Raw genomic sequence first — 12,021 nt, forward strand, 5'->3', positions numbered from 1 at the left:
TAATTCAATAGTTAAAATAACATTTTTTTCAAATTGTTAACGTATAGTTCAGTATTCAGTTGGTAATGACATCGCTACATCAACCGCCATTTAAATTTTGAATCGTGGAAAGAATGCCGGTACACGATCTGCATATTTTGAATATTTCTCCCCAAATTCAGCATAGGCTTCTCTCTCTTCAGTTCGGGCAAGTAGGATATACATGCAGAGCAAAATCGGAAACATCGCCACTGTCACGATTGTCGGCCATTGCAGCAGAAATCCGAACATGATCATCACGAACCCGGCGTACTGCGGATGCCGAATTTTTGCATAGGGTCCGGTTGTGGCCAAGGTATGCTGGCGTTGCGCCCGGTACAGCACCCGCCATGCGCTGGATAACAGAAAGAACCCGGCAACGATCAGAACGCTGCTAATCAAGTGAAATGGTCCGAAGTGCGGATTGCCGCGCCAGCCGAACAGGTCTTCCAGCAGATGGCCGGCATCATGCGAAAACGGATCGATGCCGGGAATGCGCTTGGTGAGCCAGCCGGAAAGCAAATAAATGGTTAACGGGAAGCCGTACATCTCGGTGAACAGTGCCACGATGAAGGCCGAAAAGGCACCGAAAGAGCGCCAGTCGCGCTTGCTTTGCGGTTTGGCGAAGCTGAAGGCGAAGATGATGAATACTAGTGAGTTGATGATGACCAGCGACCAGAGTCCGTAGGCCGGGGGTGTAGTGTTCATTTCCTGTCTCCTTCGATTGTGTCGTGGTTCTGGTCATGATGGCCATGGCCATCGTGACCGTGATGCATGAACAAATGCATCAGTGGACATGCCAGCAGGAACAGGTAAGGCAGGATGCCAAGCACATGGGCACGGTGCTCTGTAAACAGCAGGAATCCGGCAATTAAAAGAAACCCGTAAAACACCCATCTGCCCTTGGCGATGTGGTGCATCTCGTGCTCATCAGTCATGATGCTCTCCTTTTTTGTCTGATTAATCAAATGTAAACCCACGGGTTTGCCGGGGGAACTCCCAGGGTTTGACAATTCCGAAAATCATCGTGAGTCTCCCAATCTGAGAACCGCCCAAAGTTCAATAGATGAGGAAACTCACGATAAACTCACCAAAGAGTTTATATCATACAAAATGGGAATGTAAGGTCTATAGTGGTGGTGCTGTGCGCGGAAAAGCCGGCGGCGGGCGAGGGTGACAGGACGGGGGCAATCAAACTTTTCATGGGGTTTCTCCTAGGGTTTAGTGTCTGGCAAAAACGCGGGTACTGCCGTCCGCCTGGAACTGATTTCATGTCTGTTTCCGGGGCGATTATTTGAATGTAGCCAGTTTAAACGGTTGTTCCTTACGGGAGGCTGACCGAGACATTACATTTCCGTAATCTTCCAGGGTTTGGTCAATGCTTATGAGCGGTAAAAACTACTGCATAAACCGGTTTAGTACAATTGAGTGAATCAATTCAGCCTGCGCCTGCAGGTATCTCGTCGCAGAAACAGGAAGGACGTTGATAATGACGTTCTGTATATAACTTTGCCATTTCGTCGATTAACTTCAATGGATCGGCTGAATATACTAAACGTGCACCGCTATCTTTCTGAAAACTAGCCACAAGATCCTGAATCTGATCAGCAATTCCACCATTGCCTTGTAATACCCCGATCAACTTGCCTTCATCAAAAGCAATAGCAAACTCCCCTAATGTACCGGAACGTCCTCCGAGGATTACAACCATATCACTTGAGCGTATATTCGTCACTTCACGCCCCATCAAGCCACTACCTGTATAGATAAGGACATCATAAACGTCAGCTGGCGACCGGTACTTGTGTATATGTTCATCCAAGCTCAAAGCCGGCGAAATACCAATGGATAATCCTCCTGCTTGTTTCGCACCACGGGCACATTCATAGGGCAAGCCAGGGCACGCACCCGTTATTAATACGAAGCCCCGTTGTGCAATACTCTGACCCAGAATCATGGATTTCTCTTTGACATCGTCTGCTGCTTCGTTACCGGCTGAACCCATGCCCCCTACAGTTAAGTGCATCGAGGTGACTTTATTTTGATATAAGGCTGGCTGGCTGAGAAAAGTATTCCGGCAGGAAGGAGAGCAGAAATAATACAGTTTCCCTTCGTATTCAGCGGTTGTTTTTGCCTCGCGCGGAGAAAATTGCATTAGGCAAACCGGATCTTAAACCATCATTTAATCTCCTCTGGTTAAATCAATTGTATGCAAGGTCTTTTCAAGCGCCACAAAGAATCCATGCTCAAATTCTTTATCCATTTTTTTCCAGCTCCCGCATTGATTGGTTGCCAAGCTAACCCAACGAGTGCAATGACGCAAAAGGTCGCGCCAGCATAACCGGGGTGGGCAGGCTTTTTTTGCCCACCGTTCACAACACCAAAAGTATGGATTCATCAATGTGCTGGGCAGAAAAGCATTGCGCATTTGACTTCTATCTTATACCTCATACAGTTTTTGCAATTTTTTCATTATTTGGTGGCTGTCACCAAACTTACAAAGGGCATCGCAGTGTTGCCGGAGTTCTGAAAATAAAATGTATCCAATTGGGGTTTTGATTTGCTTGATGGAAGGGCGCGAGAGTTGTGATATCACGTCCTTTTCTCTGCTATCGGGTACCACCAAATAAAAAGTTTCATTGCCGGTAGCAATGGAATAAGAAAGATCGGTCAGTCGTAAAATTCCGGAATAAATACTGGTGCTTTTTTCAACTTCAAAGGCGCAAATTACAGTATTGGTCTCTTTCTCAAACCATAACACATCGATCAACTTGATCGTATTGGCGGTTTCTTTATCACAATCGATAGCGGGGAATTTATCGGGACTCATAAACGAAAAGTTGCTTCCTGCATAAGACCTTGAACGGTCATTTGAAGCCACAAAAGCATCGTAACCCAAGCTTTGGCCGATCTTCAAAAGATGAAACTGCATTTCGGAATGTAGGTTTTCTTCCTGTTTTTCGTCTTGAATTTCTTTTTGGCGTTTTTCAATGTTTTTCTCTAACTTGTTTCGCTCGTTTTCACTCAAATATTCATCATTGCCGATAAGCATTTTTTGCGTACCGATTTCAAAACACAAACCTGCAATCGCTCCCAAATCGTTAGAAAGTTGAGCCTTGTGTTTATTGTTGGTTTCAATCAAAACTTCCCTGATTTTTAGATATTCTGTCCAAGAGCCTAATTTCTTTTTGTCGTTAAATAACGCGTTAAACCCATTGACAATGGCCGTATTGAAAGGCGGAAACAACGTCGGGTGCAAAAAATATAAAATACTTGCTACGGCTGGGCCCAAGCCTTTTATTTTTAGCGCATCTAATCGCACTATTTCTTTAATAATTTGTTCTTCGGATTTAGCATTGATACAGTTTTCCAGAAATTGACCGAAGGCGATTTTATTACTTTGATTTTCGTAAATATCGGGTATGCGTAATTTAGGTTTCCAATAAAAAGGGTGTGATACGCCTATAAATACTTGCTTTTGTTCGGCAATGCAGTTCAAAACAAACTCTAAAGAGCTCCCCTTAAAATCATTAGGAAAAGTTTTATTTTTAATATCGTCTACCACTTGTGAAACCCCTCTGCGAATGGTGCGAAAGGCTTTGAGCCGTTGGTCATTGTCAATAAACCAAGTATTGTAGACACTCTGCGTATCAGCTTTGTATTCTGTAATTAGCTGTAAAAGGTTTTTCATTTTTCATTCTTTTATAGAGGTTACGTATTTGACAACTGGCTGAAATTAGGGACTTAAATACGCCATGCTTGACATAAAAGCGGGGCTTACGAAACGGAAAATAGCAAGCTAAGCTTTATAAACCACCCCTGGTTGCTGCCCAGCTAACCCAGTCGCAAAAAGCTTGCGCCAGCATAACCAAGGTGGGCAACCCATAGGATATGCTGAACGCAGTAAAACATTACATTTGGCGATGCATTTTCGCCATTTCCAGATTTTCCTCGGCGGCTTTTTCATAGACATCAATCAGCCTTTGGCAATGAACTCCGAACCCGGTTGCCTGCTGCTTACCGATCAACCACGGCTCACGCTGGTATTCACTCAGGATTTTCTTGTGTTCTTCAACCTTAAGCTGCATTTCTTTCGCCACTTCCTCATAGTGTTCCGCCAGCGCCTCATGATCGGCTTTGGTTTTTGCGTTATGTACCGCTTGATCCATATCCATCGAATGCGGATTAAATTCGGCACATGCGGTCAGCAAACCAAGAGCCAAAACCAGGGTAATCAATAACTTTGTTTTCATGGGTTTTCTCCAGAGTAATTCAAAAAATTAAAATAACATCGTTTTTCAGGTTTTTATCAGTTTTACCTCCTTTATAGCTCGTGGGTTGAAAAATGAAATCCAGCTTTTCTTAGCAAATGCTGGGTTACTAAACCCAGCATGACTGTTAGTTAAAACGAACGCCCCTTATCCCAAGGATGACCCTGTCCACCGGGATGTGATGAGTAGACATTTTTAATGAATTTAGTATGTGATGCACACGAAGAAACAGTGAGCAATAAAAGTGCGATTAATACAACAACACGTTTTCGACCTCTAAATAATGTATTCATGTTTTCGACCTCATATAAAGTATTAGTGAACGACATCAACCACTACTTGCTTGCGTTTTTCCTGAAACTGCAACACCAGACTATAAATCACCGGAAATACCAGCAGGCTCAATATCAGCACGGACACCATCCCACCCAGCGCCGGGGCGGCGAGACATTGGGTAACATCAGCGCCTGCGCCAGTGGCCCACATAATCGGAATTAAGCCTACGATGTTGGCCAGCGAGGTAATCGCGACAGGCCGCACCCGCAGGGCTGTGGCAGCCTCGGTGGCGGCCCTGATTTCGTCGCCGGTTAACGGCGCTTGTTTTTGCTCACGCAGCTTGTCAATTTCAATGTCGATAAAACTCAACACCATGACGCCGGTTTCGGCCGCAGTACCGGCGAGGGCGATAAGACCGACATACACGGTAATCGACAGATTGAATCCCAGCCAGTACACGAACCAGATACCGCCGATCAGACTGAAAGGTATGGCCAGCATGACGATAGTTGGCTCGGTGAGGTTGCGGAACGCGGCATACAACAGGATAAAAATCAGCAGCAAGGTGATGGGTACCACGATACGCAACCGTTCTGCTGCACGTTCCATGTATTCAAACTGGCCTGACCAGGCGACCGTGTAACCTGCCGGCAGCGTAACGCGTTCGGCCAGTGTTTTTTTCGCCAGCTCAACATAGCCGCCGATGTCGGAGGTCTTGATATCGACATAAATCCAGGCATTAGGCCGTGCATCTTCGGTTTTAATCACGTCCGTGCCGCGTTTGAAGTTGATGTCCGCCACGGCAGTCAACGGGATCTGGCTGCCGGTCGGCGTCGGGATCAATACCCGCCTCAACGCCTCCAGGTTATCGCGCAAGTCGCGCGGATAGCGCAGGTTGACCGGATAACGCTTCAGGCCTTCGACGGTTTCGGTGATGTTCATGCCGCCGATCGCGCTTTGGATGACATCCTGCACATCGCCGGTAGTCAGTCCGTAACGCGCAGCCGCTTCCCGGTTAATATTAAAATCCAGGAAATAACCGCCGACTGCCCGGTCGCCATAAGCCGACAGCGTTTCGGGCAAGGTTTTCATCGCCTCGGCAATCTGTAGCGATAGGGACTGTAAGACATTCAAGTCAGGCCCTGAAACTTTGATGCCGACCGGCGTTTTGATGCCGGTGGCCAGCATATCGATACGGTTTTTAATCGGCATGGTCCAGGCATTGGCTAAGCCCGGAAAATGAAGCGCCTTGTCCATTTTATCCATCAGTTGCCGCGTGATCTTGCCCCGATTTTGCGGACACATGGCTAAGAGAGTAATCTCTAAAACCGAGGTCAATAATGAAAAATGCAATGTAATCAGCCCGCCAGGATTTTTCGCGAAAGCTAAAATGGTGTCCTGCCTGTGTTACCACATCCACATCGAGCCCCAAATATTTTAACCTTCATTTGGAATAGTAAATATTTGTGATGTACCAGTTTTTTTTCCCACTAGGAAGGTCCAAAACCACCTCATCATCGAGTTGCTTTTTTATACAAGCATGTGCCATAGGCGAATCGGTAGATATGTAATCTTTTCTACCGTATATTTCCTCAGATCCAACTATTCTAAATTTCAGTATATTGTCTTCATCATCTACCAACTCTACCCAGGCACCAAAAAAAACTTTGCCTTCTTGGTCTGGGTGATAGTCAACGATCCTAACTTCTTCTAATATTTTCCTTAAGAAGCGAACTCTTCGATCAATTTCTCTCAGTCTACGCTTGTTATATTGATAGTCTGCGTTCTCAGAGCGATCCCCAAGGCTCGCAGCCCAAGTAACAATCCTAGTTACTTCTGGTCGCTCTTTCCGCCATAGATTATCAAGTTCTTGCTGCAACTTTAGACAACCTTCTCTTGTTATGTATTTTTTTTTCATATCAGAGAAAATCTAGGGCTTTTTTTATGGCATCTAGTGTTGCCACCTTAAAAACAGGGCTATTATTTGAATCAATTAATTCTCCGTATTCATTTGCAGTGAGGTTCCATTTTTGTTGGAAAGAAGAGGACAACAAATATTCCAAAGCTCTTCGCTCTTGATCGCTGAGTTTGTATTCGGTCACAGTTAGTGCATGTTTATGATCATAAACATCAATCCTTAAGTTGGGTGGCAATATTTCGCTTATTTGTTTTTTTGCAGCACGAAGCTCAGAAGCCTGGATTTTTACCAATAATTTATGCTTGGGATTCGAAATCTCCTCAATCCAGTCCTCTTCCCTTCTTGAGAGTTTAGCTATGTCCTTTACAGGATTTTGCTCAGAGAAGCATTTAATTAGCGCTCTGTATTTTTCGCCAGATTTATTACGAATGCTTTGTGCTTTAGGGACACCTCTTTTGTAGCCTAGTCTTTCAATAGTGGCGAATGAGTAATCATCAATACCTCGCTCCTGCTGCTCTATGCAAACCTGATATATTGAATCAAGTGTTTCACAAACCTTTAGCGAGGCTTTCTCTTTTAATTTAATTAACAATAGCTCAGGACTCATGTATTAATTCTCAGGTAACTTTTAGTTAGAACTTGTTATTAGCAGAATTTCAAAATTTGAAATTTGCTCCGAACCCAAAAGATTTTCAAGTTTCACCTCACAGTTGACCACCTGTTCAATTCGATTCCAAGTTTTCAATCGACTTTTTAATAACTTAAATAACTCATTTCCAGCTTTAAGTTGTTGATCTTCACTCATTAGAAAGAGGCTTGGTGCCAAATCGTTAAACAATGCCATACGATCAAGAATTTGTGTTCTTGGTAAAATTGCGTTTTCAGCGCTGGCAGAATGGTAAATTGTCGCGTTTTCACATACTTCTTGAAGTTGCTGAAAATAACTTACCTCTTCCAGCTCAATTTTTGTTTCTGAATTTGGCATCGTTATTAATGAAAAACACTGTTCTTCATCATGATATATTTCATTATTTAGCAGGGATTGACAACGCTGTATATGGCTATAACTTGCCTGTAAATCACATAAAAGCATATCTAATTTTTTGGCCGCGCTTTCATAATCTGATTCAAGTCTTCGCACTTGAATTTCGAGTTCTTCCCTTTGAGATGCGTCGTATTTTTCTTTTTTTAAATTTGCCAAGTATTCTTCTTTTTCTAGCTCATTCAGTTTAATTTGAATGCTTTCAATTTCAGTTTGAAATGAAGAGCATTTAGAAGATTGGGTGTTAGACTGAAGTAATATTTCATTTGTTACAGATAATATTCCTCCAAGAAAAGCTGGACCGGTAATAAAATGACGACACCTTAAACAATTTTGTGTCCCCAGATAACCCGAGGGAGTCGGCGCATAAACTTGAGTGGAGCCAATTATTTCTCCGCCATCATCACATTTTGATGCCGCAAAAGGACAAATGCCATAATCCCTAAATACATAATTTCCAGCAGGCACATCGTTTATCAGAGATTTTAATAAATCTTTATTATTCGCAATAAGACGGTTTTTAATTTCTTCGATTTTGTTTTGTTCGATAATTTTTTGAGTCGCATCTGCTTGGGACTTTAGGGCAAGCTTTTCGCCTTCTTCTAATTTTTGCTTTAGATCATTATGCGAGACTTTGCAGTAGTAAATTGACATAACTACTGATGAGTGACCCACTACCTTCATAACCACTTCAATAGGCATCCCCATTTCCATAACATAAGCCGTGATTAAACTTACACGCATTGAGTGGGGCGTAAACCTCGAAGAATAATGCGATAAAGTTGATTCATTACCTTTTAAAGTAGCCAAGATTAAATTTGAAGGTTGGATATGATAAAGCGCTGCAGCTAATCTTTGAGTAAGTGCTGATGATACATTTTTAGGTTCAATATCTTTATAAGCCCTAAAAAGAAAGCAGTTTATGCCCTTTGCTTTTAGCTGTAATTCATTAAGATTTGTTCTGGTACACTCTAACCAACTAGTTGGTTGTATGATGGGATTATATATTTCCTGCCACTTCCTAAGTTTTACTAACCAATATGCTAGATCTTCGGGCATCCATGGTATCGAATATCCTTCGCCATTATTACTGGTTTTATTAGTGGTAACAAACATTCCTATAGCGTTATCTGGAAGGCGCTTTATGAATGACTGGTTTTTCGTCATGGTTGCAAATTGCCCGTCATTTTCCAGCCAAATTATTTTTCCATGATCATCAGTATCTGCTATGAATTCGTCACCTTCGCCAGAGTCGTTGTAAGCTATTTGCCTTCCTCTTAGCGGAACCTTTGTAAGAGCAAAAGTATGAATCCAATCAGTTGGCACCCATATTAGATATTGACCATCAATGTTTCGATACACACAGTCTGGATTATCTTTATCTATTTCTTGAGGATTAACTCTCACCCAATCCGCATCAAATTTTTGTAAATGCTTTAGATCTCTAAAATTTTTCGCAGATTTTGGTATTGTCCATTCTTGAGCTTTCTTTACAAAGTGATATTGAAGGTAGGGTTTAGTTGTTTCGGATCTTTGAGGGGAGATAACACTTTGATCCGTCAGGAGAAGAGAGAATGGGTTTCTAGCATCCAAAACCCTCACTATCTCACCTGTATCTTCGTCTTCAATCGTGAGATCTTTGTTGATTACATAATCTAAAAATTGATTCACTGAAAGGATAACGTTTCGACGCAAATTTTCCGTACTAAAACCATCCAGAATTTTTCTGAAAGGTTTTATATTCACCTTACCTTTGGTAAGTAACTCCTCTGGTGAGAGGCTTTTATCGTACTGCTCAATAAAAAGCCTAACAAAACGACAAAGGTGGGAAATTTTTGAGCCCCCTCCCTTAGCATGTTTCATAAACTCATTAATTTTTACTGCCCAAGCTGAAAACTCTGGTGCAATATACTCAGGTTTAAACGGTTCAGGTTTATGAAGAAATTTATACCAGTTCTCCCATTCAGTGGCATAAGCCGTTTGAGGATCAAGCGGAAGCGTAGAATCTTTTTGATCACGTAAAAATCGTTTATATTCATTTGCATTTTTTAAATTCAATGAATGAATTATTGATTTAAGATCTTGATAGGGAATGAAATCCGGGATATCGAAAAAATCATAATAACTCACCCATTCGTCAGCATAAACTCGCTCGGGATGAGCCGGAAAACCAGCGAACTCTTGGTAACGTTTTTTATAATCGACAGTGTTTGTAATACCATTTTTTTTACAGGCTACCTTTAATTCAACTAATGAATAGCTATTTTGATTAAAGATGCTTTTATTTTCTAAGGAAAGCTTCCTAATAGATTTTGGTTTAATCATTCGGTTTCCTTCATTTTATTTCGGACATCTTCGTTTGTAGGTTTGATATATACAAGACAAGAAGTTGGGCTTTTATGATGCATCGCTTTCTGAATTTCAATTTGATCTAGTCCAAATCGACGAACACGATAACCATATGCATGGCGATGACCATGCTCTGTTGTACCATATTCTTTTTTACACACTAATCCTATTTTTTCGACCGCTCTCTTATGTAGTCTTTGAAAGTTTTTAACCGTTTCAGGTTTGCCTTTCGAATTTGTAAATGCGTAAGGATTGAAATCAATCCCATGAGGTTCTACCCGTTGAAATTTTAAATAATTAACCCAGGTGATTAAAAATTCTTTCGCCTTTTCAGGAGGACAAAAAATAACCTCAAAATAACCTTTGTTACTTGTTAGTAGTGGGGTTTTCCAACCAGCATAATAACGTTCCGACAACCTATAAGTATTTCGAGGTTTATAATTTGTTTCTGCCAATAAATATTCAGCTCTGATTTTGTAATGTGGATCTGGCGAAACTCCAATCTCAGGATGAAAAACCCTAACTAATGCTTCATCGGGATGATTAGGATTTTGAGTTATGTCTGAAACATATATGTGAAAAATTTCACTCTTTCTTAATCCACCATAATTCATAAGCATTGTTATTGCCTGAGCCTTATAGTCAGGAATATCTTTCTTTTGAAAACCTAAAAATATGAGTCTTTCAATCTGATCTTCAGGAAACCTTATTACTTTTTCATTATCAAATTTATTTTCAGAAAAGTTCCCAATTATTCTAACTCGTTGGGCCTCATGTTTAGCTTTTTGAATACTTGTTAGATGATTAAGAAATACATTTGACTGTTTATGGTAATAAGCACACCAATTAAGGCGCTCTTCATAGCTAGATGTCTTCCTAAATGGATTAAATCTTGACGACGAATAACCGTCTTGCAACGCTAAAAAATCCGTATAGTGAGTAATATGAAAAAGGATGTTATTGGCATCTCTGTTTTTTCGAGGTTTCCAATAAAGATCTAATGGGTCATCTATTCTGCTGTAATCGATAGTTCCAGCAATTAGTGCCTCTGTAAAAGATTTCAATAGTTCTGTAACCTTTTCATAATTTGGCACCGCAGTGATGTATTCAATGAGGAGTTTCAAAGAAAAAACTGATCGTTCTTTCCATGATTCACTTTTAGCGTTAAACCATGCCAAGTACCTGAGATGAGAGACAATCAATCCTTTTTCGGTAAATAACCCCGGCAAATTGAAAATTTGTCCACTTTCAGAGTCTTTGTAATTGACATGTATTTTTTTGACGAATGGCATATAACAAATAGTACATATTATGTATCATTTACACAAATTTTTTCCATCTAACTTAGCTGCAAGACCAATTTTTACTAGAAAATAGTATGTTTTGATGTGGGGTTATAATACATCTACCGTAAAAAAGAACTACGCGGCATCGATCGGCGCATTCACTATCTGCAAAAACGGCTGCCCAACCTTCATGTCGTAGCCCAACCGCCTGACGATCAGGACAGGATTTTTTTCAGCGCTTGGGTGACTTTGGAGAATGAAGCAGGCGAAGAAATGACTTACCGCATTGTCGGAGCAGATGAACTTGATCCTAAAAAACAATACATCAGCCTTGATTCGCCGCTGGCAAGAGCGCTGCTTAAAAAGACTTTTGACGATGAGGTCGCCATTAAGAATGAGCTTAAAGAGACCCGGTACACAGTCGTCGATATTCATTACGGCAACAGATGAAGCGTTTTGAAATTATTCAAATGTATTTCATCGCACAGGCTTTGCCCCTCAAGAAAGCATTATTTGAGGTTGAAATAAAGAATTATGATTGCAATAAATGCAGCAGCATATATAATACGCCGGGTTAGGAGAGGTGGCTGAGCGGCCGAAAGCGGCGGTCTTGAAAACCGTTGAGGGTTGATCCCCTCCCAGGGTTCGAATCCCTGCCTCTCCGCCATAGATACGAAAAAACCGATTGTTTTCTAAAGACAATCGGTTTTTTTATGCCTGTTTGTTTCAGTTGCCTTTTTTCACATCATCCATAAACTTTTCGGCAAAAAACACGCTGTTATCCTGCCGCACAGTTTCTCAAGTCCTTACACATCACAAGACTATAACTTGAACTCCTCGGCAACTGTCCTAAGCTCGTCC

Annotated in this window: 11 protein-coding genes, 1 tRNA gene and 1 pseudogene; 2 read left to right on the forward strand and 11 right to left on the reverse strand. The window is 41.5% G+C overall.

All coding sequences use genetic code 11. The features are described 5' to 3' along the window. Positions 1–90 precede the first annotated feature (90 nt). The 11 genes and pseudogenes from M0R47_RS10765 to gmtY all read right to left on the reverse strand — a co-directional run bounded on the left by M0R47_RS10765 (position 91) and on the right by gmtY (position 11,166). Entirely contained in the window at positions 91–726 is a 636-nt protein-coding gene (locus M0R47_RS10765; protein ID WP_292554303.1) for an isoprenylcysteine carboxylmethyltransferase family protein, read from the reverse strand. Next, positions 723–938, reverse strand: coding sequence for a DUF2933 domain-containing protein (locus M0R47_RS10770; RefSeq protein WP_292554421.1), 216 nt, complete (start codon positions 936–938; stop codon positions 723–725). The genes M0R47_RS10765 and M0R47_RS10770 overlap by 4 nt, the downstream gene beginning before the upstream one ends. 518 nt (positions 939–1,456) lie before the next feature. Then, on the reverse strand, positions 1,457–2,044 hold the full coding sequence (locus M0R47_RS10775) for a protein containing YHS domain protein (protein WP_292554424.1): 588 nt from the start codon (positions 2,042–2,044) through the stop codon (positions 1,457–1,459). Positions 2,045–2,068: 24 nt separating this feature from the next. Next, a pseudogene (locus M0R47_RS10780) lies at positions 2,069–2,176 on the reverse strand (YHS domain-containing protein); the annotation flags it as partial. A gap of 282 nt (positions 2,177–2,458) precedes the next feature. Then, entirely contained in the window at positions 2,459–3,709 is a 1,251-nt protein-coding gene (locus tag M0R47_RS10785; protein ID WP_292554306.1) for a hypothetical protein, read from the reverse strand. Positions 3,710–3,929: 220 nt separating this feature from the next. Then, positions 3,930–4,271: a hypothetical protein gene (locus tag M0R47_RS10790; protein WP_292554309.1), complete on the reverse strand. Its 342-nt coding sequence runs from the start codon at positions 4,269–4,271 to the stop codon at positions 3,930–3,932. A 333-nt stretch (positions 4,272–4,604) separates the two neighbouring features. Further along, on the reverse strand, positions 4,605–5,870 hold the full coding sequence (locus tag M0R47_RS10795) for an efflux RND transporter permease subunit (protein ID WP_292554312.1): 1,266 nt from the start codon (positions 5,868–5,870) through the stop codon (positions 4,605–4,607). A gap of 139 nt (positions 5,871–6,009) precedes the next feature. Next, positions 6,010–6,483, reverse strand: coding sequence for a transcription elongation factor GreB (greB, locus tag M0R47_RS10800; protein WP_292554315.1), 474 nt, complete (start codon positions 6,481–6,483; stop codon positions 6,010–6,012). A 1-nt stretch (position 6,484) separates the two neighbouring features. Further along, a complete protein-coding gene (gmtX, locus tag M0R47_RS10805; protein ID WP_292554318.1) occupies positions 6,485–7,090 on the reverse strand; it encodes a gamma-mobile-trio protein GmtX in 606 nt (201 codons plus the stop codon). Positions 7,091–7,111: 21 nt separating this feature from the next. Continuing rightward, the gene (locus M0R47_RS10810; protein WP_292554320.1) at positions 7,112–9,850 is read right to left on the reverse strand and encodes a VPA1269 family protein; all 2,739 of its coding nucleotides are present in this window, start codon (positions 9,848–9,850) and stop codon (positions 7,112–7,114) included. Then, the gene (gene gmtY / locus M0R47_RS10815; RefSeq protein ID WP_292554322.1) at positions 9,847–11,166 is read right to left on the reverse strand and encodes a gamma-mobile-trio recombinase GmtY; all 1,320 of its coding nucleotides are present in this window, start codon (positions 11,164–11,166) and stop codon (positions 9,847–9,849) included. Before gmtY ends, M0R47_RS10810 begins: the two co-directional genes overlap by 4 nt. A gap of 219 nt (positions 11,167–11,385) precedes the next feature. On the opposite strand from gmtY, the gene M0R47_RS10820 reads away from it, so the two are divergent. Both M0R47_RS10820 and M0R47_RS10825 read left to right on the forward strand, forming a co-directional pair. Then, on the forward strand, positions 11,386–11,610 hold the full coding sequence (locus M0R47_RS10820) for a GreA/GreB family elongation factor (RefSeq protein ID WP_292554427.1): 225 nt from the start codon (positions 11,386–11,388) through the stop codon (positions 11,608–11,610). A 127-nt stretch (positions 11,611–11,737) separates the two neighbouring features. Further along, positions 11,738–11,827, forward strand: a tRNA-Ser gene (locus M0R47_RS10825). Positions 11,828–12,021: the final 194 nt, after the last annotated feature.

It is taken from the genome of Methylobacter sp. (genome assembly GCF_023227905.1).
Taxonomy (GTDB): domain Bacteria; phylum Pseudomonadota; class Gammaproteobacteria; order Methylococcales; family Methylomonadaceae; genus Methylobacter_A.

Excerpts from the sequence above, each read along its gene's own strand:
- M0R47_RS10765 (WP_292554303.1), bottom strand. The coding sequence starts at position 726 with ATGAACACTACACCCCCGGCCTACGGACTCTGGTCGCTGGTCATCATC.
- M0R47_RS10775 (WP_292554424.1), bottom strand. The coding sequence starts at position 2,044 with ATGCACTTAACTGTAGGGGGCATGGGTTCAGCCGGTAACGAAGCAGCA.
- M0R47_RS10790 (WP_292554309.1), bottom strand. The coding sequence starts at position 4,271 with ATGAAAACAAAGTTATTGATTACCCTGGTTTTGGCTCTTGGTTTGCTG.
- M0R47_RS10810 (WP_292554320.1), bottom strand. The coding sequence starts at position 9,850 with ATGATTAAACCAAAATCTATTAGGAAGCTTTCCTTAGAAAATAAAAGC.
- greB (WP_292554315.1), bottom strand. The coding sequence starts at position 6,483 with ATGAAAAAAAAATACATAACAAGAGAAGGTTGTCTAAAGTTGCAGCAA.
- gmtX (WP_292554318.1), bottom strand. The coding sequence starts at position 7,090 with ATGAGTCCTGAGCTATTGTTAATTAAATTAAAAGAGAAAGCCTCGCTA.
- M0R47_RS10785 (WP_292554306.1), bottom strand. The coding sequence starts at position 3,709 with ATGAAAAACCTTTTACAGCTAATTACAGAATACAAAGCTGATACGCAG.
- M0R47_RS10795 (WP_292554312.1), bottom strand. The coding sequence starts at position 5,870 with ATGTGTCCGCAAAATCGGGGCAAGATCACGCGGCAACTGATGGATAAA.
- gmtY (WP_292554322.1), bottom strand. The coding sequence starts at position 11,166 with ATGCCATTCGTCAAAAAAATACATGTCAATTACAAAGACTCTGAAAGT.
- M0R47_RS10770 (WP_292554421.1), bottom strand. The coding sequence starts at position 938 with ATGCACCACATCGCCAAGGGCAGATGGGTGTTTTACGGGTTTCTTTTA.